The organism is Paenibacillus sp. SORGH_AS_0306 (assembly GCF_030819345.1).
In the GTDB taxonomy this organism is placed as follows: domain Bacteria; phylum Bacillota; class Bacilli; order Paenibacillales; family Paenibacillaceae; genus Saccharibacillus; species Saccharibacillus kyungheensis.
The window spans coordinates 5118627-5142101 of sequence record NZ_JAUTBP010000001.1; the positions used below are offsets into that span (position 1 = coordinate 5118627).

Genomic DNA, 23475 nt, shown 5'->3' on the forward strand with positions numbered 1-23475 from the left:
TGTGACATTAGCAATAGTCAACTTTATGATTTAAAAGCTTCGATTAAAAAGCGTGACGGAGCCACTGTTTTGCCATGATGCATAGCTGGAGAAGAGACATATAGTTCTTGCTTGGCTCGTGTTACTGCAACATAAGCAATACGGCGTTCTTCTTCCAGAGCTGCTTTCATCAAGATCCCTTCTTTGTCAGGGCCTTTCATATTTTGCGCAGCCCGTACATCTTCAGGGGCAAAGTCTTGCAAAGCCGCTTCATGCGGTAAAATGCCTTCTGAAGCTCCAAGTAGATACACACAAGGAAATTCCAATCCTTTAGCACGATGAATCGTCATCAGATGAACACCTTGAGGTGATTCTTGCTTGAGTAGTTCGGTCATTTTTTCTCGTTTCATCGACAATTCATCTGCGAATTTGACCATTTCTTCTACAGTAGCAAATTTGCCAGCAGCACTTTCCAATTCATCCAGTGTCTCGCGTATTGTATCTTTGTGACGGGTTGCCGGGCCACTAAAGTCTGCACTGGCGAATTTATCATAAAATACACGACGAATTTCTTGAATCGCATACAGTGGCTTCATTTCTTTGATCTTTTTGAGAAAAACGATTCGATCTTTCACCTGTTGACGTTGAAACGATTTGAGCCGATCCCAATGATAAAGATGAATCAGTGGATATTTCTTCGATTGCTGTTGTTCTTTCATCATAATATGATCCATACCGGCATCTCTTGAAATGTATAATGGGCCAATGACACCAGGTAATGCATCCATACGACGCGGCTTAATCGCTAAGCGCAAATGATCCATAATCGGGCGAATCAGTGCATGATCATAAAATACAGGAGCTTCCCCGTATTGAATAAATGGAATATCTTCCATCAACAATCGCTCTGCAATCGCCCGCGTCCCCACTGATTGTCCGGTGAAGTAGAGCGATATCGCCGAGCGGAATACCTTGCTTTTGTTGTTCTAACAATCGTTGTACCACTTGATCAGCTTCGGCATCCGCATGAGCTGGACGCAAATAACGTGGTGCTTGACCTGCGGCTACACCTGCTTTTAATATTTTATGATGGCGTGCGGTATTATGAGTCACAATATGTGTACCCAGACCTAGAATCTGTGGATGGCTACGATAATTAATATCCAGTGCAATAATCTTAGTTCCTGGATATTCTTGCGGAAAGTTCAAAATATATTCTTGCTTGGCTCCGTTAAAAGAATAAATCGTCTGATCATCATCACCTACGACCATCAAATTGCGATGAGCATCTGCGATTTTGCGAACCATGCCATATTGCAGTCGATTGCTATCTTGAAACTCATCCACCATAATATATTGAAAACGTTCCTGTAATATCGCTAACGTATGCGGATCATCTAGCAATTTATCGGTACGCAGTAAGATATCATCAAAGTCTATACGGCGATATTCTTGCTTCCATTCTTCATAACGACAAAGTAAAGCGCAACGATCTCGCTCTTCAGGCGTATCTTTAGGTAGATCCTCTGCTGATCCGCCGTCTAGCTTCATCGCAGATAGCGTGGCTAACAATGTCTCCGGTGGAGTGGTACTGGTCGAACCGATCTCTCGTCGTAATCGTTGCAAAACGGCATGTTGAGCACGCGCATCTCCAAAGATTTCTTCTGTAAGATTGTCATATCGTCTCAGCATTAACAGACCGAAAGAATGAAAGGTGCGAGCTTCGACAGCACGCGCTTTGGCGGCAGAAATGCCGGGCAATGCGGCTATTCTTGATTTCATTTCAGCAGCGGCTTTGGTTGTAAAAGTCACTAACAAAATCTGACGTGGATCTATGTTACGTACAGATAATAAGTATCCTGCACGAGCAGTCAATACAGTAGTCTTGCCACAGCCTGCTCCAGCCAATGCCAAAAGTGGACCTGTGCCATGCCTTACCGCTTCAATTTGCGGAGCATTAAGTAGAATACCCTGACTTTCCAGAGCACGGAAAAACGAAGCATCTCCCTCTTCATCCGAAATAAGAGTTATACTGGTATCACGAGGTGCGCTTTCGGCAGCCGGAACAGTTGTATGCGGTTGAATACCTTGAGGTCGTGGGTAATCTTGCCATAGGGTGTCTTTCAACAGATAAATCTTCCTTTCCGGCTTATCTTTTTCAAGTACAGCAGAAATTTGGTATGATAGAAGCAACCCGTATCCGGGTACTGCTATACATATCCTTCTATTATAATGGATAGATAGCAGTTGAAGTAGTACCCTGAGTATATTCATATGAAAAATTCAATGAAACGGTAACGACTATTTATGTATGATCTATATATAAATGGTGTGAATTAGAGGAGGAGAACAGTCATGAATTTGTTGCAACGGCTCAAAAGTGGCGCAGGTAAAGCGACCGAGCGTGCACAGAATGCAGTAGAGATTTAACCGGTTAAACGGTCATGTGACAGATATTGAACGCGAAATCGAGGTTCATTATTTGCGGATGGGTCAAGTATTTTACGAAGGGTACCGTGCCGGAGACATGTCCATTGCTGAAGAAGAGATGACTGATTTATGCAAAGCATGTGATCTGTTAATGGAAGAGATTGATGAAGTACACGCTAAAATTGCTGTTCTCAAAAATGAACGCGTCTGCGAATGTGGAACCGTTGTCTCATTGGAAGCTAATTTCTGCCCAAATTGTGGACGCAAAATGGAAAAGTTGCCAGTCACCGTCAAACGTGAACAAGGATTCGGTGATGATCCTGATGATGAACGCAATTCACCTATCGTTTATCCAACTCAGTATGAACAAGAACTGGATGAAGAAGACGAAGAGTTGCAAGATATTCCTGTAGACGAAGAAGAATCGCGTCGTGCAGAGCGTCTACGTGAAGAGCATGAACGTCAGGAAGAATTGGATCGTCTTGTACGCTCATGGAAAGAAAATCTAGGCGTAGATGACAATGTAGATGAAGAAGATTTTCCAGGGCAACCGGAATCTAAAGTAAAATTAGAAAAAGAAGAGTTGCCAGCAGAACCCGCGCATAAGCCAGTCATTCCTGCTGCGGCAACTGCTACGCCAGTCACACCTACACCCACTATGGTAGAAGAAGATACGGAGCCTGAACTCGGCACAGATATGTTCAGTTGTCAGGTATGTGGAAGTGCTTTGCAAAAAGGTTCCAAATGGTGCCCTAACTGTGGAGCAGAGCAGTTATAATCTACTGATTATTGCTTGAATGATAATGAATATGCTTATCTTCAATACATCAACATCGATCGTTTGAAGACCACTCGGGAAGGATGACGAACCTGATGGAACAATTGCTTAATCATTTACGCCATCTCGGGTTTACAGAATTGGAAGCCAAAGTGATGGTAAGTCTGACTCAGCAAGGTACGCAATCCGGTTATGAAGTCGCTAAGCGACTGGGTGTATCCAGATCTAATGTATATGCTACATTGCAACGTCTGGTATCCCGGGGTGTGCTTCAGTTGACTCCGGGGGAGCCTGCTCGTTACACCATGATGCCTATCAAAGAATTTACCCACATGATCTCAGGTCAGGTGGGTGAATCTTTATCGTATTTAGAACAACATATGCCTAGTGAAACTCATGAACAACCGTCTTTTTTTATTGTAGAAGGAGAACGTAAAGTCATTGAGACATTAAATCGTGAGTTGGATAAAGCAAGCGAAGAGATTGTAGCTGGAATATGGCGGGAAGAAGCCAAATGGTCAAGGCAAGGATTAGAGCGAGCAGAGCAACGTGGTGTACGAGTCTTATGGTCTTTTGAAGGCGAAGAAGATGGCAAATTTTCAGGCATGCTACCGTTAACAGCAAGTCAACAAGGCGGACGCAAGTTCTGGTTAGTGGTCGATCGGCGTTGGTGTATTGTAGGGATGAGAGGCGATGAATTGCCTGCGCAAGCCATTGTTACCGAACATCCACTGATGGTGGAATTGTTACTTCAGCATTTTGCCCAGGAAATTATTCTATTTGAACTTGAAAATGACCTGGGTGCTGAGTTAATTCGGCGCTATGGAGAAGGATATGAACAGATTTTGAGTAAATATATGCCTAGCTTTGTACAGAAAGAAACAGATTAAAGAGTGAGTAGCTTCTGGAAAACATCGATACAATAATTGCCTTCATGAGGAACAAATTGTTCACGCTGAACTGTGAGCTTGTGAATCATTGGTGTAGAATCTGTCGTATAGACCCCAGAAGCCATTACTTTATCGCGTGTACCTTGATATAATTCAATCATAGCTTGTAAAGGAGCTTCAAAAATACCAGACACTTCATCCACTTGTAATTGATACTGTTGAAGTTCGTACGGACTGAATGCACCGAATACACTGCTAACTTCACGATCTATAAATGCTCCATGCCGCGTACTGCCAATCGTCTCATCACGTACATCGAGCAGATGAGTTAATTGCTCATAATGTAGCGGAACCCCTAATTCTTCTTGTATTTCACGAGCGGCTTCGATAAAAGTCTCTCCAGCAGATAAATGACCTGCTGCTGTAATATCATACATATCTGGAAATGTATCTTTGTCAGGATGACGTTGTTGAAAGACCAGTTGGCGCCCTTCTGAGGTATCTCGTATTAACCAGCAATGAAACGTATGATGCCAGTGACCTAGCCGATGAACTTCAGAGCGTTCACAGATGCCTAGATGTTGATCTTGTTCATCATAAATATCGAGCCATTCAGTTGTTACCATTTCGTGACACTTCCCTTCAAAGTTAAATATTTCATATTCAAACAAGTCATATTTGTTCTATTATTGAATTATAAGTTGTTTTGGCAACGTAAAAAAAACGACTTTCTACTATTATAATAGTAGAGTTCTTACAGAGAAGAAATATTATTATTCGGAGAGGATGAGAAACAATGGAATGTATTGTAAAATTTGATGTTGTTCATGACCATGAAGTGAAGTCGTTACGAGGTCTTGTATTCGTAGATGATGACAAAGTGCCAACAAACGAACAGCTTGAAGGTATGTTTAAAGATATGAAATATGAAGTGACTGTAGATCGAGGAGACTCTTTACGATTTGTGCCTACCCAATCGCCTGCTTCTTTTCAGTATATTCGTATCAAAGAATTAGATACAGGCAATAAAAAGTTTACAGAAGATCGGGATTTAAAAGGAATACTGTCCAACTTGCTGCCTACCTCTAATCGTCCTATTTAAAACGAATAGTGATACAGAGGGAGCAGAAAAATGATTACAAGGTTGCAATATCTTCTGATTCTTTAAAAAAACCTCTTTCCATAGATGCGGAAAGAGGTTTTTTGTGCGTATTCACGCAGGTGCCTTATGTAGCTCAGATGTACATTGAGGACAACGGCTTGCTTTGATCGAAATTTCAGTCATACAGTAAGGACATTCACGTGTTGTTTTCTCTGGTGCAGGTTTTTCATGTTCTTTACGTTTCATCATATTAATACCTTTGATCAGAAGAAACACACATAGCGCAACGATTAAGAAATCGATCACCGTATTGATGAATTGTCCGTATGCGATCACAGACGCTCCTGCTTTTTCAGCGTCTGCAAGAGAAGGGTACACTACCGTAGAACCGCTGAATGTTCTATCCAAGTCCCAGAATAAATTGGAAAAATTAGTACCTCCGAGCAATTTCCCGATTGGAGGCATGATGATATCATTAACGAGAGACGTTACAATCTTACCAAAAGCGGCTCCAATAATAACCCCTACGGCTAAATCAATCACATTTCCACGTACCGCAAACTCTTTAAATTCTTTCACTAAGCCCATAGTTCTTAACTCCTCTCTTTTATCATATTTGAATAAACTACATTACTTTGGGGTAATGCTCCATTATGCCTTTTAAACAATATAATTTTAACATAAGCAATAATGAGTAATAAATGGAATAATGTCATGACTACACAATTAACATCCTAAATTAATTAATGTAAAGCAGATAATAGGCGATAAACCTAAAATTTGAATTGTTAAATGAATTATTCATTATTTAATAGAGGACTAGATAATAAGACTCAATTTGGTTAGTGAAAACAAATAAAGTGAGACTTAGGTATAGTCATCCGACATTTAGTGTTTCTTTTTGCTCAGTTCAAAAGAGATAGAAAGTCGAAATTTAAATAAATAAAGTTTTATTTTTATACTAGATTTCGACATGATTTTCAGGTAACCTATTTTATAATTATTCGAAACGAATAAAAAGAGACAGGATTAACAGGAGGGAATTAATTGTGAGAAACCAGAACGTGCTTAATGAACAGTGGATGCAAAAACGGAATGGTGTTAAAACTTTCTTTCATAAACTTTCCGTAGATCCATCGCTCAAGCAGGAAAAAGAAGGAAATAAAGATTTTGATGTAAATGAATGGTTAGAGATGGCGACTTCCCCATTACCTGAAGAAATATCCCCCATCAGTATGGCATTTATGAAGATAAAATGTATCGTCCTTTACAAACAAATACCCATCACGGAGTGAATGTTGCTGTGTTAGTGGACTTGCTTTTCAAACAATCTGGTTTGAAATCCAGTGCGGACGATCTTGTAAAACATATGAATAATGGTGGTACACTGGAAGGATTTATTACAAAACAGGACATCTAAATTGCCTAAAAAAGTAAAATGTAAGAAAATTTGCAATTGAAAGAGGTTTACAAAATTTTCAGAACGCATTATAATGAGCGCAGGAGTTATTCAAAACGAATAACTTTTGGATTGGAAATCATATTACACAAATGTAATATTTTAGAAGCTTAACTATTAAACTAATGAAATCATACAAACAATTTTAGGAGAGGTGGGCACGTAATGAAAATCAGTTTTAAAGGTATTGATATGGAGGGTACGCCTCAAGAAGTATTTATGCTAATTCGATTGATTGACGGTCCGCTTCAAGAAAAGAATCATATAGAATCAAGGGCATCCGTTAACGAAGAAGTGTTGGAGACAAGTCAAAGTGAATGGACAGCGATTTCTACTCAATGGGCAGCTAAACAACCACTTCATACACAAACCTTTTTTCAAACTCCGTTAAATCCCTATCAGGTGTACCCGGATCATGTGGCTGATGAAGAAGTTACGACATTTGCCAACCTCGGCACCTAAGATGTTTCCTACTATGCAGAACACACAATTAGATTTATGGACAGAGTTGTGATACTCTAACGATTCCAACCCAGTCACAATAGACGGCAATCTCTCGTAATCGTAGGCATTATGTGAACGCCGTTATTTCTTATTCAAACTATGTTACAAATTTGTAATAAATAAATGACAAACTGTAACTGATTGTGCTACAACTTGGTTGGTTCGTTTTTTGAAAGTAATCATAAGGGGATATTTTCAAAATAGGAGGAGTGCGAAAAGTCATTCAATCTACAAGTAAAGAGTGATCCAACAGGTTCGTAGTCTTGAGATCAACTCAACTTATACGTAATTGGAGGTAGGATTGTGGAGATTAAACAATATTTTAATATTATTAAAAAGCGATTGTGGTTGGTACTTTTGATTATTGTGGTGATTACGGTCGGAACAGGCGTGTACGCTTATATGACAAATAGCCCGCAATACAGTGCTACAGCCAAATTGGTTGTAAACAGCAGCCCAACAGCAGGTGATGACAGTACGACAGCTAATATCGGAGCGATCAACTCTAATATTCAGTTAATCAAAACGTACAAAGAAATTATTAAAACGCCTGCCATTATGAACAAAGTGGTAAAAGAGTATCCAGATTTGAATGCCAATGCTTCACAGTTGATCAATCAAGTTAGCGTAAATGCAGTGAATGAAACACAAGTCATGTCAGTCTCAGTAGTGGATACCTCTTATGAGAATGCTGCTAAAAAAGTAAATGCAATTGCAGCGGTATTCCAACGTGAAATTCCAACACTGATGAATTTTGATAACATTATTATTTTGGATAAAGCAGACCCTAGTGTTTCTACACCGCCGATTACAACAAGCCCGATGTTATTTGTATTAATCGCATTGGTATTGTCAGTGGTTGTAGGTATTGCGATTGCCTTTTTACTGGAGTATATGGACGATTCGATCAAAAGCGAGGAAGATATCCGCGATGTTCTCGGAATGCCTGTGCTTGGAGTGATCGCCAAAATGAAAGAAGAAGACATGACGGCAAAAGAAAGAGTGCCAGCTAAGCCGTTTACAGGAGGTGGAGAACGTGCCAACCACACTTAAATGGCCGTTAATTACCAAAGAAAATCCAAAGTCATTGATCGCAGAATCTTATAAAGGTCTGCGTACTAATATTGATTTTTCCCGATTGGATGCCAAAGTGAAAAGCATTATCGTCACTTCTGCAACATTGGGCGAAGGTAAAAGTACTACTGTCGCTAATCTAGCAATTGCTTATGCAGAGACAGGACGTAGTGTTCTTATTATTGATGGAGACTTACGCAACCCGGCAATGCACCGCATTTTCAACATTTCAAACAATGTAGGGTTATCGAATGTGTTGTTTGATAAAGATGATCTATCCAAAGCGATTCAATCGACTCGCACCTTGAATCTAAGTGTTATGACTTCCGGTGCTGTACCGCCGAATCCTTCTGAGATTCTAGGATCGAAGCGAATGGAAGCTTTGATGGACGAAGTGAAGTCAGAATACGATCTTGTCATTTTGGATACACCGCCTTTGTTACCATTTACCGATGCACAGGTAGCGACGCCGCTATGTGAGGGTGTTGTCATGGTGATCAAAGCAGGTGGAGCCAGTCGTAAAGATATTGTCAAAGCAACAGCTAGTCTTGAATTTGTAGGTGCTCATGTATTAGGAGCTGTACTGAATCAAGCGAGCCGCAAAACATTAACAACAGCGTATCATGAAGAGCAATAACTAACTTTCAACTATATAGGTCAAGCTTGGGGTAATGTCTCCTGCACCCATATCACTGGAGATACTCGGTCATGCTGTGGGCTACAGAAGTAGCCTTAGACGTTTATCGTCAAGGGTATGATGGTGAGGACGGGTTGAATGCCCGGATTCGTATAATGTTACAGAGCCGGAATGTGAATAGGCTGAAGATATGCGTTATAGTAAAAAACCATTGGAGAGAATATAACTCCTGTCTTCAGAATTCTCATCGTAACAGAAGGCTCATAAGCATCGATCTTACCTTCTATGAAAAGGTTAAGGTCGGAATGCTTACATACCTGCAACTTGGCCAGCATGATTGTAAACCACACAAAAAAACAGGATAGGGCGTGATTTTATGAAGAAGGTTCGTAAAGCTATCATTCCCGCGGCGGGGCTAGGCACACGCTTTTTGCCAGCAACCAAAGCTATGCCGAAAGAAATGCTGCCGATCGTAGACAAACCAACGATCCAATATATCGTTGAAGAAGCCATCGCTTCGGGTATTGAAGACATTATTATCGTAACCGGTAAAGGTAAACGCGCAATTGAAGATCATTTCGACAATGCTTTTGAATTGGAAGCGACTCTTTTAGAAAAAGGCAAATTGGATTTGCTGGACGAAGTTCAGAAGTCTTCTAAAGTCGATATACATTATATTCGGCAGAAAGAGCCAAAAGGATTAGGGCATGCTGTCTGGTGTGCACGTAATTTTATTGGAGACGAACCATTTGCAGTGTTATTGGGTGATGATATTGTCCAATCGGACACACCTTGTACACGTCAATTAATCGAACAATATGAGCTCACTGAGAAATCAGTCATCGGTGTACAAACGGTTGCTGAAGATCAGACACATCGATATGGAATTATTGATCCGTCGGAACAATTTGGTCGGTTACATCAAGTTCGCCAATTTGTAGAAAAACCGCCAGCAGGTCAAGCACCATCTAATCTAGCAATCATGGGACGTTATGTACTTACACCGGAAATCTTTGAGTTCCTCGGGGAGCAAGAAGTAGGTGCAGGTGGAGAAATTCAACTGACAGATGCGATCCAACGATTGAATGAATTGCAACAAGTATTCGCTTATGACTTCCAGGGTACACGTTATGATGTAGGTGAAAAATTAGGCTTTATTCAAACAACGATTGAATTTGCTTTACGAAACGAAGACCTGAAAGCACCTTTATTGCGTTCTCTTAAAGAAACATTGGAAAGAGAGTTACTGCAAGAAGAGTTGCTCGTGGTAAGAGGTGATAGCTAATGACTCCAAGACAAGGGAGTGAAGCGGAAGCCTGGGCGAACTATAGCGAATTTTATGCAAGACATGTAGGGAAAACGTCAGCTAGATTACGTTTTTATGTACTGATGAAACGCATGTTGGATATCTTTTGCTCATTGCTCGGTCTGATTGTGTTGTCACCGCTCTTCATTGTACTTGGCATTTTGATCAAACTTGAGGACTCTAAAGGGAAAGTATTTTTCTATCAGACACGGATCGGTAAAGATGAACAGCCATTTAGGATGTACAAATTCAGATCTATGGTCTCTGATGCTGAAGAACGGCTCAAAGAACTTTTAGAAAAGAATGAAATCCAGGGTGCGATGTTCAAAATGAAAGACGATCCACGTATTACTCGTATCGGTCGCTTTATTCGCAAAACGAGTATCGATGAACTTCCACAATTGTGGAATGTCCTGCGCGGTGATATGAGTCTGGTTGGACCACGTCCTCCATTGCCAAGAGAAGTCGAAGAATATACCAAACGTGACAAATTGCGTCTAAGTGTTATACCGGGATGTACCGGATTATGGCAGGTAAGTGGACGTAACGAATTAAGCTTTGAAGAAATGGTTGATCTAGACCTGAAATATATTGAGAAAAGAGGAATCATGTTCGACATATATATCCTTTTCAAAACAGTTAGAGTCCTTTTCGGTTCTAAAGACGCGTTTTGAGAACAACATCATAAGATAAGGACGAGGTGACACATTAATGAATAAAGATGCCAAAATCTATGTGGCTGGTCATAAAGGGTTGGTTGGATCTGCAATCCTGAGAGCTCTAGAAAAAGAAGGATACAATAACTTAATCTATCGCAGTAGTTCTGAATTGGACTTGCGTAAATTAGACGATGTGTATCGCTTTTTCGAACAAGAAAAGATTGATTATGTATTCCTAGCCGCGGCAAAAGTAGGCGGTATTGCGGCTAACAACGATTTCCCTGCTGATTTTATTCGTGACAATTTATTGATTCAGACGAATGTCATCGATGCAGCTCACTTTAATGGAGTGAAGAAACTGTTGTTCTTAGGATCAACTTGTATCTATCCGAAGTTCGCTCCACAACCGCTAAAAGAAGAATATCTTCTTACTGGCGAATTAGAACCAACAAATGAACCTTATGCTATCGCTAAAATCGCAGGTATCAAAATGTGTGAATCTTACAACCGTCAATACGGTTCACGATTTATCTCAGCAATGCCTACGAATATGTATGGCCCAAATGATAACTTTGATCTTAAATCATCTCATGTATTGCCAGCATTGGTACGCAAAATTCATGAAGCAAAAGAAAACAACAGCCCAACTGTTGAAATCTGGGGCACAGGAACACCAAAACGTGAATTCTTACATGCGGATGATCTTGCAGATGCGTGCTTGTTCTTAATGGACAACTACGAAGATAACCAAATCGTGAATGTCGGTGTTGGTGAAGATATCGCAATCAAAGACCTGGCATTGATGATCAAAAACATTGTTGGTTATGAAGGCGACCTTGTATTTAACTCAAGTGTACCTGATGGTACGCCACGTAAATTAGTCGATACAACTAAAATTAATGCACTAGGCTGGAAAGCAAGTATTCCTTTGGAAGAAGGTATCCGCGCAGTCTATGCTGATTTCCGTAATAGCGTTGCTGTTAATCAATAAGTAGTTTTTCTATAAACAAATAAATATCAAAAAAATAAAAACATACTGTGGAGGGAATTAACTATGAAAAGAGCACTAATTACTGGAGTAACAGGACAAGATGGATCGTACTTGGCGGAACTGCTTTTAGAAAAAGGATATCAAGTATTTGGACTTCGTCGTAGAACAAGTACACCGAACTACGAGAATGTCGCTCATATCCAAGATAAAATCGAATGGATCTCTGGTGATTTGACAGATTTGGCTTCATTGATCGAAGCGGTACGCATCTCTAACCCTGATGAAGTATACAACCTGGCAGCACAATCATTCGTAGCAGCTTCTTGGCCACAACCGATCGCAACAGGTCAATTAACAGCACTAGCTGTAACAAACATGCTAGAAGCGGTACGCATCGCTAAGCCAGATGCTCGTTTCTACCAAGCATCCAGTAGTGAAATGTTCGGTAAAGTACAAGCTATTCCACAAGTAGAGACAACACCTTTCTATCCGCGTAGCCCTTACGGCGTAGCTAAATTATATGGACACTGGATCACAGTCAACTATCGTGAAAGCTTCAATATGTTCGCTTGCTCCGGTATCTTGTTCAATCACGAATCACCACGTCGTGGTCTTGAATTCGTAACTCGTAAAGTCACTGATGGTGTAGCACAGATCAAATTGGGTCTGGCAACAGAGCTTCGTCTAGGTAATCTTGATTCTCAACGTGACTGGGGATTTGCAGGTGACTATGTGAAAGCAATGTGGTTGATGCTTCAACAAGATACACCGGACGATTTCGTTATCTCTACAGGTGAAATGCATACGGTTGAAGAGCTAGTACAAGTTGCTTTTGATCATGTGGGTCTGAACTGGAGAGACTATGTAGTAATTGATGAGAAGTTTGTTCGCCCAGCAGAAGTAGACTTGTTGCTTGGTGATTGCACAAAAGCAAAACAAGAATTGGGCTGGGAATTGGAAGTTGGTTTCAAACAATTGGTAGCTAATATGGTGGATGCCGATCTTAAACGTCATGCTGGAAGACCAGTAGAAGTACCTGTATATTAATCGATTCCTTCTACACCATTAGGAAAAGATCAGTTAAGGGGTAACTTACTGCCACGGACTTTTGCAAAATGATGAAGTGAGATGATAACCACATGGCTAACCCGATCGCCAAAATGCGAAAGAAATTTTCGATGACGCCAGAGAAACGCAAAATCTTTTTCAATACCAACTGGCAGATCATGGACAAGTTCGGACGACTTGCGATCAACATGATCACCAGTATCTGGATAGCGCGTTATCTGGGTCCCGAGCAATTTGGGCAATATAATTTCGCGATTGCTTTTGTAACGATTATTGGTGCAGTTGTTCCGTTAGGACTTGCTAATATTATCGTCAAAGAACTGGTGCAAGATCCTGATAACAAAACCGAAATTCTCGGAACAGTCTCCTTATTACGACTGTTCAGTGGATTGATTGCTTTTGCAATAACTGTTGTCGCTGCTTTTACACTGCCGGGACAAGATCCAGTCGTGCAGTGGAGTATGGTCATTATTGCCGCTAACCTTCTGTTTCAACCGCTGGATGTTATTTCCCAGTGGTTTGATTCAGTCGTGGAAGCCAAATATGCTGTCTATGCCAAAGGTGCTGCGTTTGCTTTAACAACCATTATGAAAGTATTGCTTGTGGTTATGCATGCACCATTGATCTGGTTCGCTGTTTCTTATGCACTGGAGCTGATTCTTGGATTTCTTTTCCTACTATTCACACAGGGAAACAAAATTCAGTTCACCAAATGGTCATTTAACTGGCCGCTTGGTAAACGGTTGATGAATAGTTCCTGGCCTTTGATCGTAGCCGGAATATCCACGATTATCTATCTCAAAATTGATCAGGTTATGCTGAATTATATGATCAATGAGACAGCCGTTGGAGTATACGCGGTTGCCGCCAGACTTTCCGAAGTATGGTACGTCATACCAACCGTAGTCGCGGCATCGTACTTTCCGAGTATGATCAAAAATAAGCAACTCGGCCCTGATATTTACAAAGCCGAACTGCAAAAGCTGTATAACATGCTTTTCTGGTTCGCACTTGCTATCTGTATCGTCGTGACATTTATGGCCAAACCGGTAATTTCTATCTTGTATGGTCAAGAATACACAGGCGCTATCAGTATTCTAGTTATTCACGTCTGGGCATGTTTGTTCGTCTTTATGAGAGCAGCGTTGAATAAATGGATCATTAGCGAAGGATTGTATCGCTTCGAACTGATCAGTCAGGTAATGGGTGCTGTTGCCAAAGTCGGAATCAACTTGATTCTGATCCCATTATTCGGTGGAGTCGGCGCAGCGATGGGAACAGTCGTGGCATTTATCGTATCCAGTTACGCCTTTACTTTCTTATTCAAAGAAACCCGCGTATCCGGCATCATGATGTCCAAAACACTAATCTCTCCATTCACTGCCATCTTCAACAAACTTAGACCTGGCAAAAAACGTGAAGTCAGAACCAACAATTAATTTCTACATTAACAAGGTCTGTCTATACCATGCAGGCCGATATTATATCTTGCTTACAAATCATTTTTGAAATGGCAGCGTAGTGAGCAACGAGCGTCAGAGCGAAGGAAATTGAATTGTTCGTTAGAAGCAAAGCGTTCGCCTTTAAGATTCGGATATAAACTGCGACAAGCAGTATTTCAAAATATCCGATCTTAACAGCGATCGGTAGAACAATTGAATTACCGTAGCGGTGTCACTCGTAATCACTACAAGCTGATCATTTCAAAGCATTTTAATCACAGACATAAGGAGGTAAGAGCTGATGAAAAAAGTACTATATGTCCATCATTCAGGATTCATGGGCGGAGCACCGAAAAGTCTGACTTATCTCATTAGTCATCTGGATAAGACAAAATTTGATGGTCATGTACTGACAATTCGCAACGGCCCGGCTGTAAAACTGCTGGAATCCGGTGGATTACCGGTAGAAGTCGCTAAAGGCATGTTTCCTTTCCACGGATCAACAGTATCAGGAATGAGACCGAAACTGTTTATTCGTAATCTTATTGGAGCACTACCTACGTATTTTCAAGCTAAAAAATATATCCGTAAATACAAACCGGATATCGTTCACTTGAACAGCACATGTCTGTTCCAAGTCGCTAAAGCAGTCAAAAAAGTATCTCCTGATACTAAAGTAGTCTGCCATGTACGCGAACCGCTACTCAACTCATTCGCAGGAAATATTTTAAAACGAATGAATCACAAATACGTGGATGGGTATATCTCGATCGATCAGTTCGATTCCGAGACGGTCGATAGCAATGGTAAAGAATTAGAAGTCGTATACAACTTCGTGGACTTTGGAACCTACAATCCAGATGTAAACGGGACTCCTGTTCGCAGGGAACTCGGTATAGACGATGACGATATCGTCTTTTTGTACATTGGTCGTGTGGTAACAGGGAATGGAGTATTGGATCTGGTGAAGTCATTTAACAAAATCAGCAAAGGTCATCCGAACTTCAAGTTGATCGTTGGTGGATTTTACTTTAATAAAAATAATGCATACGAAGACAAAGTTATGGCAGAAGCTAAAGGAAATGATCAGATCATTACACTGGCTTTCCGTGACGATGTACCGCAGTTAATTGCCGCAAGTAATGTCATGATGTGCCCGTTTGTAGAACCTCACTTTTCACGCAGTATTATTGAAGCAGCCTCAATGAAGAAGCCAGCGATTGCTACCAATATTGGTGGCCCGAATGAACTGATTCTTCATAACAAAACAGGATTCCTGTTCGAGGATGGTAATCATCAAGCGATGGAAGATTATATGGTTAAAATCGGTACAGACAAAGCATTATACGAGAAGCTTTCTCAAAATGCATTAGCTTTTGCAGAAGAGAACTTCGATGCGCGTAAAAACACCAAGCGGACATTTGATTTCTATAACCGATTCTTCGTTAGAGAAACCGTATGATCACAAGCTTTATACGCTTCAAACGCAAAGTAGCTAAAAAGTGTTCTACCGTCTTCACCCGGAGAATGCTAAAAGAACAGCAGATCACATTTGGCAACAACTTGATTGCTGTAGGCATGCCGATTGTGGATCGAGAAAAGGGAAGCTCGATTCAGATCGGACATAACGCTATTTTGTGCTCATCCGATTATAGCAACCCGATCGGACTCAATCATCGTACAGTGATTCGTACCCTTGCAGAAGGTGCTGTGATTGAAATTGGCGATGATGTAGGGATTAGCGGAGCAAGTATCTGTGCAGTGTCTCGCGTCCGTATTGGTAATCAAGTGATGCTAGGTGTCAATGTACAGATCAGTGATACCGATTTTCATCCGATCAAGCCGGAAAATCGTCGATTCAACAAAAATCCACTGGATGTGGGCAAAGCCGATACAGTCATTGAAGATAATGTATGGGTTGGTGCAAATGCGACTGTACTCAAAGGAGTAACAATCGGTCGCAATAGTGTGATTGGAGCGGGCAGTATTGTCGCAAGCTCGATTCCACCCAATTGCATCGCTGCTGGAGTACCGGCTAAAGTCATTAAGCACTTGGAAGGAGTGGAATAATATGCTGAATGCACAGAGTTTGTCGCCAAAAATAGATATTACCGTCAAAAATAAGCTCATCATCTTTATTACGATGGTACTTATTGTCATTACGTCGGGTTCTGTATTATTCGGCAAATTATATTATTCCCTCTTTATTATGATTCTGTTCGCAACAGCGGTAGTGTTTTACTTTCCGAAGCGGATTGAACCCAAGCACTTTTTGACTTTAATGGTGATCTTAGCTTTTATCTTATTCAACATGTTACTGTATCGCGATAATGTGGGCGGTTATGGTGGATTGATCCTCAAAATTCTAGCGATTTTTATGATTATCAATCGTCTGGATATCCAGCAAGCTGGTAAAAGCTATCAGTGGATTATCGTCGCGTTAGCTTTGCTAAGCTTACCGTTCTATGCTCTGGGTGTAGTTAGCCCTGAGTTTGTAAGATCGACATTCCCCACAGTCGATGTATGGAATGGTGTTTATCGAATCACACCATTTTATGTATATGGGAATTGGAATATGTCACGAAATCAGGGGATCTTCTGGGAACCTGGTGCTTTTCAAGTCTTTCTGAATTTGGGCATTTTCCTGATGCTGTTCACCAACCGGAAGCTGCCCAAATGGAAATTGATTCTCGTTACCGGTACATTACTCACAACGATGTCCACTTCCGGATATATGATCTGCGGATTGATCTACTTCGCTTATCTTATCCGTAGCGGTAAACGCAAGCAAATGACGCAACTTATTATTCCGTTGTTGCTGTTAATTCCGCTGATTTATTTTGAAAGTCAAAGTGGTGTTATTGCAGATAAGTTTCAGGATGGCAATCAATCATTTGATCGCCGATCACTGGATACGACATCGAATCTGGAGCTAATGATCGAGAAACCGCTCGTCGGTTGGGGCTTCCAGAACAATAGCGTACTGATGGAACGGTATGGAATAGGTGATTCTTCAAATTCATTACTGACCTTTGGTTATCAATTTGGCTTACCGTTACTACTGATTATGTTGATCTACTATTATTCAAGATTACAGCGAGCAATCGGTAGTGTGTTTCAAAGCATACTGATCTTTATTGCACTGATCATAGTCTTTTCTACTGAAAATATGATCTTTCAGCCATTGTTCGTTATGTTAATGTTTTTCGATGTAAAAGCTTCAGAACAAAAATTAAAGAGTGGTGAACAACTCCATGGAAACGAAGTCAATCGCTTACGTAGCCCCTTACGTGGACGAGCAATTGCACCAGAAAAGGGGATATAGCTCAAAACATACGGCAGGCAATAAAAAAATTGACTGTATCTTGCATGCGTTGGAGGAAGGAGATAACCAGATTACGGTGATCTCACCATTGCTACTCAAAAAGAATACATTTCGTTTTTTTAGCGCAGATCGTTATTCGATTGGACATCGAAGTGAAGTCATTTATCCGGCAACGGTGGATGCGAAATTTATCAGTCTGTTTTTGACACTGTTTACGACCTTTTTTCAACTGGTTCGTTGGAATCGGGCGCATAAAGGAGAATCACGTGCTGTGATTTTCTACAACTATCGTCTCGAAACAGCGTTACCAGCGATGTTGTTCAAAATGCTGTATCGTGTGCCGCTTATCGTTGAGTATGAAGATGGGATCTACGCTGTAACAGAAACGAATAAGTACTACAAAAAGCTAACCGTAATGGTAGAGAAATTTGCCAACAAATTGTTAGATGGTGCTGTACTTGTTACTTCTGTACTCAAGAAAAGAATTCGCACCGACAACTATACAGTGGTTCGTGGAGGTACAGTTCATCCTGCGAAGCTCAAGCCTGTGCAGGAAGTGAATCTAGGTACTGCTGATCGGCCATTCCGTATGGTGTACTCTGGACGACTCGATTACGACCGTGGTATTGAAATTCTGCTTGAAGCGCTCCCCCACGTGAACACCGAGCGCATGATTCAATTAGATATTACAGGCTATGGTCCGTTAGAAGAAAAAGTAAAACAGTTTATCGCAAGCCAGTCTAATGCACGCATCAATATCACATTCCATGGTTTTCTGGATGATAACGATTATGCGGCATTGATGGAGCAAGCGGATTTATTTGTAAATACACAACGTGAAAAGATTCTATTCAGTGAATGTTCGTTCCCTTCTAAAGTGGTCGAATATATCAAATATGGCAAATTGGTTCTAACTTCTGGCGTATCCGATATCAATCTGATTAATCAGAATATGTTTGTAACCTATGGCAATGATAATGCACAAGAATTAGCTGCAGCGATTAACGAAATTTTGCGTCATCCAGCACAATACAGTCTATATCCAGCTCGTGCGATGCAATGGTTAATCAGTGATTGTTCGCATAAAGTGGTTGCTGACAAGTTAGACAAAGTGCTCAATCGTGCAATTAACGGAGGTACGCAAGAAAAAGTGGTTTATTCAGAATCCACTTCAATGAAATAAGCGGGAAGGAGGGATGAAGATGGTAAATATTAGACTGGATCAATATTCGCAAGCGGAGTATTCGCGCGGAAGATCAGGGCTATATTGTCTACTCTGGTGGTTTGTACAAGGAACATTATTCCGCTTCTCCCTGCATAATATGTACAACTGGAGAAGATTTCTTCTCAACAGCTTTGGAGCGAAGCTTGGACTCGGTGTTCATGTTCGTCCATCGGCTAAATTTACGTATCCATGGAAAGTTACGATCGGTGAGTATTCATGGATCGGAGACAATGTTGAATTTTACAGTCTAGATGAGATTGTGATCGGTAGTCATTGTGTCATTTCCCAGAATTCCTATCTGTGTACAGGAAGTCATAAGCTGAACGATCCAACGTTTGGATTGATTACAAAGCCGATTACGATAAAAGATGGCGCATGGGTAGCAAGCGACGTATTTGTCTATCCAGGCGTAACGATTCACGAATTAGGTGTTGCAGGAGCACGCAGTACGATTTTTAAAGATATTCCAGCAAATGAAGTGCATATCGGTTTTCCGGCTGCTTTTCACAAGTATCGTTTTCCTGAAGAAGTGACCAAAGAAAATCCAGTGGCTTCGATTGCTCAAGTACACCGTATCAAGTAAATCAAATGAGTCCTATAGACAAAAGAGGGATGAGTGTGAAACCAAAAATAGTTTTTGTCATTAACTACTTTTATCCCGACTATGCATCAACGGGACAATTATTAACCGAGTTATGTCTGTACTTACAACATGACTTTGATATTACAGTTATTGCTGAATGTCCTCCAGGGTATGGAGGCGAAGCCGCACCGAAAGGGCGCTATATTACCGATCACCTTGAAAATATTAAAGTGATTCGTATTCGTCTTCCTGAGGTCGATAAGCAAAGTAAGTTCAGCCGGATCAAGTATATTTCCACATACTTCTTCTATGCGACTTACTTGTTATTGAAGCAAAAAAATACAGACTTTATCTACACGATCTCTACACCACCGGTATTAGGTGGACTGATCGGTACGATAGGCAAATTATTCAAACGTTCCAAACATATCTACAATATTCAAGATTTCAACCCTGAGCAAGCAGAAGCTGTTGGATACACCAAGCGTCAATGGATCTTCAATGTCGCTCGTGCGATCGATAATATCAATTGCTCGATGGCAGATCATATTATTACTGTTGGTAAAGATATGCAAGAGACATTGGTTAATCGCTTTGGTGGACGCAAGCATATCGAAAATACCGTCATTAACAACTGGACGAATGAAGAAGAAATCGTTCCGTTGGACAAAAATCATCCACGAGTTGCTAAGTTTATTGCCGATCATGGCTGGCAAGACAAATTCGTGGTGATGTATTCCGGGAATCTGGGTCTGTATTATGATCTGGAAAATCTAATGACGATTATACCGGGTCTAAAAGATTGCAAAAATCTGGTCTTTGCTTTTATCGGAGAAGGTGCGGTGAAGAAAAAGATGCAGGAATATGCAGCACAACATGGACTCGAACAATCCGGTCAAGTGTGTTTTCTCCCTTTCCAACCGAAAGAGGATTTGAAATATTCGCTTAATGCTGCTGATGTTCATCTGGTCGTGAATCAGAAAGGCATCAAAGGGGTCTCCGTTCCAAGTAAAATCTACGGCGTGATGGCGGCTGGTAAAGCAGTGCTTGGTGTTCTTGAATCAGGTAGTGAAGCACATCGCCTTATTGTCGAAGGAGCTTGTGGACTGGTAGCAGAACCTCAAAATTATGAGGATATTGCGATTCAACTTCGTCGTCTGTACGAGATGGATGCTGAAGAAATTCAAGCGATCGGTCAGAATGGACGGGATTATCTGGAAAAATATTTACGCCGCGATGTATCGCTGGAAAAATATCGTCAGCTATTGTTATCCATGGCGACACAGTCCCCGTCAACAACTATGGTTTCTGAATCAAGATAAATATAGTCGGAACGACCAACCATCCGTAACATACTAAAAAAGAAATGGGAGGGATTGGAGTGAAACTTATCCTTTTATCTGGAGGTTCAGGTAAGCGTTTGTGGCCTCTGTCTAACGATGCAAGATCAAAACAATTTTTGAGAGTACTGGAAAATGAAAAAGGTGAACTGGTATCGATGGTTCAGCGTGTATGGAATCAATTGGATGCTTGTGGATTAAGCGAGTCTAGCCTTATCGCAACTGGTCAATCTCAAGTCGAGATTATGCGGAGTCAAGTCGGTGCTGATGTACCCCTTATTATTGAGCCAGAACGAAGAGATACGTTTCCTGCTATAGCACTTGCAGCAACCTATCTATATTCTATGGAAGGTGTCAGCCTGGATGAAGTCATTACGATTTTGCCAGTCGATCCTTATGTAGACAATATGTTTTTTGACACTGTAAAAAGTATGGAAATGGCACTACAAGAATCCGATGCCGATATCGCACTAATCGGTGTAGAACCAACCTATCCTTCTTCTAAATACGGATATATTATTCCGTCAGGTGAAACAACAGAAACCGGTCTACGCAAAGTAAGCCGTTTCCAGGAAAAACCGACCGAAGAATATGCAGAACAATTAATTGCTGAAAATGCACTGTGGAACTGTGGTGTATTTGCTTTCAAACTAGGCTATCTGATTAGCTTACTTGAAGAAAAAGGATTACCTATTCAATACGAGCAATTCCTTAAACAATATGATCGTTTACCAAAAATCAGTTTTGACTACGAAGTTGTCGAGCAAGCGAATAACATTATTGCTCTTCCATATACCGGCTACTGGAAAGACTTAGGTACATGGAATACATTGACCGAGGAAATGAGCAGCGTACAAATCGGACGCGGTATTATCAGTGAAGATTGTGAAAATACGCATCTGGTGAACGAAACGAACGTACCTGTTACGATTTTGGGTATGAAAGATGTTGTTGTTGCTGTAAGCCCGGACGGTATTCTGGTATCAGATAAAGCCTCCAGTCCACGTCTTAAAGAATTAGTGAATTTCGATCAAGGTCCTATGTATGAAGAACGTCAATGGGGCTGGGTTGTTGTACTGGATGATCAGAAGTATGAAGACGGACGCTGTGTATTAACGAAGCGTATCGGTCTGCAAGAAGGTAAGAACTTAAGCTACCAGTCACATACCGATCGTGAAGAAGTATGGACAGTCGTTAAAGGCGAAGGTGAATTTGTGCTAAACGGTAACATGATGCGGGTAAGAGCAGGGAACGTACTGCATATTCCAGTCAAAGCACTTCATAGTATCCGTGCAGTGAAGGATCTAGAAGTGATCGTTGTCCAAACGGGCTTCAATGCGCAGAACGATCAAATTGTGGAGCTATTCCATTCATGGGAAGAGATCGAACAAAACTGCATGAAGATTTGATCACCATTTGTTATTACATTTCAGATTATGGATATGGACATGCGACTCGAAGTATCGCGATTATCCGCACGATATTAGAGCGACATCAAGATGCACCTATCCGCTTAATCGTGAATTGTGGCAAAGCATTACCGTTTTTAATAGATTCGTTGCAATCACAAATGATGTCAGCGATCTCTCAAGATCACCATATCGAATTCAGAAGCATATTCTCGGATACGGGTTATGTGTTACACAATGATTCGATTGCAGCAGATATACAAGGCCTTAGACAACAATATAACCTCGATATGTCGTTGTTTGAAGAAAGAGTTACCCAAGAACAGCAATTTTTAGAAAATGTGCAAGCACAACTGGTCATTAGTGATATTTCACCGATTCCATTTGTTGCAGCACAGCGTGCAGGTGTAGAGTCGTTAGGTATTTCCAACTTTACATGGTACACCGCTTATCAAGACATGTTGGACAAGTCAGATCTGAATCAATTACGCGAAGCATACGCGCAGATGGATCATTTTATCAGTCTAGCCGGTTGTGCTGAACCACAATGGGGACGCAAATGCCGGATAGATACTGGATTCTTTTGCAGACAGCCTGATCTTCAGGAAGTCGAACGTATTCGCACAGCATTAGATCCGACCGGAAAACGAAAAATTATCTTTTTTGGCTTAGGTCGTAGTATACAGGTAGATCATTGGTCAACGATGGAACTGTGGGATAGTGAAGATTGCGTATTTATCATATCTTCCAATATGGATATTGACCATCCTAATGTCGTGCAGATTCCTGATCAATATACCGAATCACAGAATTATGTAGCTGCCGCCAATCTGGTGATAACCAAGCCAGGATGGGGCACCGTCTGTGAAGCGATCGAGTTAGCAAAGCCACTCATTTTGCTTAATCGCAGTCACTTTTATGAAGATCGTCATACGATTGCAGCTGTTCCTGTCGATCATCCTTTGTACTTGATGTCATGGGAAGAGATTCAGCAACTTACATTTGCGGCTGAGGATCGGATAGATGAGCTTGAGCATTCGCCACCAAGCAAAGTGTCAAGCACTGATCATCATATATCCAGCTCAACTCTGATAGAGATTGCTGATTATATTCAGAATCTTTTACATCATGTAAAAGTAGTCTGAACTTAGTGCATAACGATCCAGACGATAGCACCCCATAATAATAGTGAAATTGCAGTGCCCCATAGGCATCCTTTTGCAAATGTTGGATTAGTTTGATATCTCATAATGGTCAGCCTCCAAATATAGAAT

At 41.0% G+C, this 23475-nt stretch carries 24 protein-coding genes; 20 read left to right on the top strand and 4 right to left on the bottom strand.

All coding sequences use genetic code 11. The annotated features are described in order from the left end of the window. Nucleotides 1-23: 23 nt before the first annotated feature. Nucleotides 24-875 (bottom strand): 3'-5' exonuclease, encoded by an 852-nt coding sequence (locus QE450_RS22725; protein WP_307302321.1) that lies wholly within the window; start codon nt 873-875, stop codon nt 24-26. Beyond that, nucleotides 826-2106 carry an ATP-dependent helicase gene (locus tag QE450_RS22730; RefSeq protein WP_307302322.1) on the bottom strand — a complete coding sequence of 427 codons (1281 nt, stop codon included), beginning with the start codon at nt 2104-2106 and terminating at the stop codon, nt 826-828. The genes QE450_RS22725 and QE450_RS22730 overlap by 50 nt, the downstream gene beginning before the upstream one ends. Before the next feature lie 319 nt (nt 2107-2425). Between QE450_RS22730 and QE450_RS22735 the strand changes: the two genes are divergently transcribed. Both QE450_RS22735 and QE450_RS22740 read left to right on the top strand, forming a co-directional pair. Further along, nucleotides 2426-3187 carry a zinc ribbon domain-containing protein gene (locus tag QE450_RS22735; protein WP_307302324.1) on the top strand — a complete coding sequence of 254 codons (762 nt, stop codon included), beginning with the start codon at nt 2426-2428 and terminating at the stop codon, nt 3185-3187. Nucleotides 3188-3282: 95 nt separating this feature from the next. After that, a complete protein-coding gene (locus QE450_RS22740; RefSeq protein ID WP_307302326.1) occupies nt 3283-4077 on the top strand; it encodes a TrmB family transcriptional regulator in 795 nt (264 codons plus the stop codon). On the opposite strand, the gene QE450_RS22745 is transcribed toward QE450_RS22740, so the two are convergent. After that, nucleotides 4074-4703, bottom strand: a complete 630-nt coding sequence (locus QE450_RS22745) for an NUDIX hydrolase (RefSeq protein WP_273614687.1) — start codon at nt 4701-4703, stop codon at nt 4074-4076. The genes QE450_RS22740 and QE450_RS22745 overlap by 4 nt on opposite strands. Before the next feature lie 170 nt (nt 4704-4873). On the opposite strand from QE450_RS22745, the gene QE450_RS22750 reads away from it, so the two are divergent. Next, a complete protein-coding gene (locus QE450_RS22750) occupies nt 4874-5179 on the top strand; it encodes a hypothetical protein (protein WP_273614688.1) in 306 nt (101 codons plus the stop codon). A 111-nt stretch (nt 5180-5290) separates the two neighbouring features. On the opposite strand, the gene mscL is transcribed toward QE450_RS22750, so the two are convergent. Next, nucleotides 5291-5767: a large conductance mechanosensitive channel protein MscL gene (gene mscL, locus QE450_RS22755; protein WP_273614689.1), complete on the bottom strand. Its 477-nt coding sequence runs from the start codon at nt 5765-5767 to the stop codon at nt 5291-5293. Between the two features lie 461 nt (nt 5768-6228). On the opposite strand from mscL, the gene QE450_RS22760 reads away from it, so the two are divergent. The 17 genes from QE450_RS22760 (at nt 6229) to QE450_RS22840 (ending at nt 23346) form a co-directional block, all read left to right on the top strand. Then, nucleotides 6229-6474 carry a hypothetical protein gene (locus QE450_RS22760; RefSeq protein ID WP_307302330.1) on the top strand — a complete coding sequence of 82 codons (246 nt, stop codon included), beginning with the start codon at nt 6229-6231 and terminating at the stop codon, nt 6472-6474. A 329-nt stretch (nt 6475-6803) separates the two neighbouring features. Further along, complete coding sequence (locus QE450_RS22765; protein WP_273614691.1) at nt 6804-7100, top strand: hypothetical protein; 297 nt, start codon at nt 6804-6806, stop codon at nt 7098-7100. 345 nt (nt 7101-7445) lie between these two features. Then, nucleotides 7446-8195 (top strand): YveK family protein, encoded by a 750-nt coding sequence (locus QE450_RS22770; protein WP_273614692.1) that lies wholly within the window; start codon nt 7446-7448, stop codon nt 8193-8195. After that, on the top strand, nt 8179-8853 hold the full coding sequence (locus QE450_RS22775; RefSeq protein ID WP_273614693.1) for a CpsD/CapB family tyrosine-protein kinase: 675 nt from the start codon (nt 8179-8181) through the stop codon (nt 8851-8853). Before QE450_RS22770 ends, QE450_RS22775 begins: the two co-directional genes overlap by 17 nt. A gap of 376 nt (nt 8854-9229) precedes the next feature. Continuing rightward, the gene (gene galU / locus QE450_RS22780) at nt 9230-10138 is read left to right on the top strand and encodes a UTP--glucose-1-phosphate uridylyltransferase GalU (protein WP_069329505.1); all 909 of its coding nucleotides are present in this window, start codon (nt 9230-9232) and stop codon (nt 10136-10138) included. Continuing rightward, the gene (locus tag QE450_RS22785) at nt 10138-10833 is read left to right on the top strand and encodes a sugar transferase (protein WP_273614694.1); all 696 of its coding nucleotides are present in this window, start codon (nt 10138-10140) and stop codon (nt 10831-10833) included. Before galU ends, QE450_RS22785 begins: the two co-directional genes overlap by 1 nt. A gap of 37 nt (nt 10834-10870) precedes the next feature. Further along, nucleotides 10871-11809: a GDP-L-fucose synthase family protein gene (locus QE450_RS22790; protein ID WP_204826524.1), complete on the top strand. Its 939-nt coding sequence runs from the start codon at nt 10871-10873 to the stop codon at nt 11807-11809. A 63-nt stretch (nt 11810-11872) separates the two neighbouring features. Beyond that, entirely contained in the window at nt 11873-12856 is a 984-nt protein-coding gene (gene gmd, locus QE450_RS22795; protein WP_273614695.1) for a GDP-mannose 4,6-dehydratase, read from the top strand. Between the two features lie 92 nt (nt 12857-12948). Further along, on the top strand, nt 12949-14316 hold the full coding sequence (locus tag QE450_RS22800; protein ID WP_273614696.1) for a flippase: 1368 nt from the start codon (nt 12949-12951) through the stop codon (nt 14314-14316). 304 nt (nt 14317-14620) lie between these two features. Further along, nucleotides 14621-15781, top strand: coding sequence for a glycosyltransferase family 4 protein (locus QE450_RS22805; RefSeq protein WP_274171097.1), 1161 nt, complete (start codon nt 14621-14623; stop codon nt 15779-15781). Nucleotides 15782-15846: 65 nt separating this feature from the next. After that, nucleotides 15847-16389: a DapH/DapD/GlmU-related protein gene (locus tag QE450_RS22810; RefSeq protein ID WP_301263118.1), complete on the top strand. Its 543-nt coding sequence runs from the start codon at nt 15847-15849 to the stop codon at nt 16387-16389. Nucleotide 16390: 1 nt separating this feature from the next. After that, nucleotides 16391-17644 carry a hypothetical protein gene (locus tag QE450_RS22815; protein WP_301263117.1) on the top strand — a complete coding sequence of 418 codons (1254 nt, stop codon included), beginning with the start codon at nt 16391-16393 and terminating at the stop codon, nt 17642-17644. Further along, nucleotides 17574-18827: a glycosyltransferase gene (locus QE450_RS22820; RefSeq protein ID WP_273614700.1), complete on the top strand. Its 1254-nt coding sequence runs from the start codon at nt 17574-17576 to the stop codon at nt 18825-18827. Before QE450_RS22815 ends, QE450_RS22820 begins: the two co-directional genes overlap by 71 nt. A 19-nt stretch (nt 18828-18846) precedes the next feature. After that, nucleotides 18847-19452 carry a putative colanic acid biosynthesis acetyltransferase gene (locus QE450_RS22825; protein ID WP_307302338.1) on the top strand — a complete coding sequence of 202 codons (606 nt, stop codon included), beginning with the start codon at nt 18847-18849 and terminating at the stop codon, nt 19450-19452. A gap of 35 nt (nt 19453-19487) precedes the next feature. Next, nucleotides 19488-20774, top strand: a complete 1287-nt coding sequence (locus QE450_RS22830; protein ID WP_273614702.1) for a glycosyltransferase family 4 protein — start codon at nt 19488-19490, stop codon at nt 20772-20774. A 59-nt stretch (nt 20775-20833) separates the two neighbouring features. Next, nucleotides 20834-22201 carry a sugar phosphate nucleotidyltransferase gene (locus tag QE450_RS22835; protein WP_273614703.1) on the top strand — a complete coding sequence of 456 codons (1368 nt, stop codon included), beginning with the start codon at nt 20834-20836 and terminating at the stop codon, nt 22199-22201. Beyond that, nucleotides 22165-23346, top strand: a complete 1182-nt coding sequence (locus QE450_RS22840) for a glycosyltransferase family protein (protein ID WP_307302341.1) — start codon at nt 22165-22167, stop codon at nt 23344-23346. The genes QE450_RS22835 and QE450_RS22840 overlap by 37 nt, the downstream gene beginning before the upstream one ends. Nucleotides 23347-23475: the final 129 nt, after the last annotated feature.

Excerpts from the sequence above, each read along its gene's own strand:
- QE450_RS22725 (WP_307302321.1), bottom strand. The coding sequence starts at position 875 with ATGGAAGATATTCCATTTATTCAATACGGGGAAGCTCCTGTATTTTAT.
- QE450_RS22740 (WP_307302326.1), top strand. The coding sequence starts at position 3,283 with ATGGAACAATTGCTTAATCATTTACGCCATCTCGGGTTTACAGAATTG.
- QE450_RS22745 (WP_273614687.1), bottom strand. The coding sequence starts at position 4,703 with ATGGTAACAACTGAATGGCTCGATATTTATGATGAACAAGATCAACAT.
- QE450_RS22750 (WP_273614688.1), top strand. The coding sequence starts at position 4,874 with ATGGAATGTATTGTAAAATTTGATGTTGTTCATGACCATGAAGTGAAG.
- mscL (WP_273614689.1), bottom strand. The coding sequence starts at position 5,767 with ATGGGCTTAGTGAAAGAATTTAAAGAGTTTGCGGTACGTGGAAATGTG.
- QE450_RS22765 (WP_273614691.1), top strand. The coding sequence starts at position 6,804 with ATGAAAATCAGTTTTAAAGGTATTGATATGGAGGGTACGCCTCAAGAA.
- galU (WP_069329505.1), top strand. The coding sequence starts at position 9,230 with ATGAAGAAGGTTCGTAAAGCTATCATTCCCGCGGCGGGGCTAGGCACA.
- QE450_RS22785 (WP_273614694.1), top strand. The coding sequence starts at position 10,138 with ATGACTCCAAGACAAGGGAGTGAAGCGGAAGCCTGGGCGAACTATAGC.
- QE450_RS22790 (WP_204826524.1), top strand. The coding sequence starts at position 10,871 with ATGAATAAAGATGCCAAAATCTATGTGGCTGGTCATAAAGGGTTGGTT.
- gmd (WP_273614695.1), top strand. The coding sequence starts at position 11,873 with ATGAAAAGAGCACTAATTACTGGAGTAACAGGACAAGATGGATCGTAC.
- QE450_RS22800 (WP_273614696.1), top strand. The coding sequence starts at position 12,949 with ATGGCTAACCCGATCGCCAAAATGCGAAAGAAATTTTCGATGACGCCA.
- QE450_RS22805 (WP_274171097.1), top strand. The coding sequence starts at position 14,621 with ATGAAAAAAGTACTATATGTCCATCATTCAGGATTCATGGGCGGAGCA.
- QE450_RS22810 (WP_301263118.1), top strand. The coding sequence starts at position 15,847 with ATGCTAAAAGAACAGCAGATCACATTTGGCAACAACTTGATTGCTGTA.
- QE450_RS22815 (WP_301263117.1), top strand. The coding sequence starts at position 16,391 with ATGCTGAATGCACAGAGTTTGTCGCCAAAAATAGATATTACCGTCAAA.
- QE450_RS22820 (WP_273614700.1), top strand. The coding sequence starts at position 17,574 with ATGGAAACGAAGTCAATCGCTTACGTAGCCCCTTACGTGGACGAGCAA.
- QE450_RS22825 (WP_307302338.1), top strand. The coding sequence starts at position 18,847 with ATGGTAAATATTAGACTGGATCAATATTCGCAAGCGGAGTATTCGCGC.
- QE450_RS22840 (WP_307302341.1), top strand. The coding sequence starts at position 22,165 with ATGGGAAGAGATCGAACAAAACTGCATGAAGATTTGATCACCATTTGT.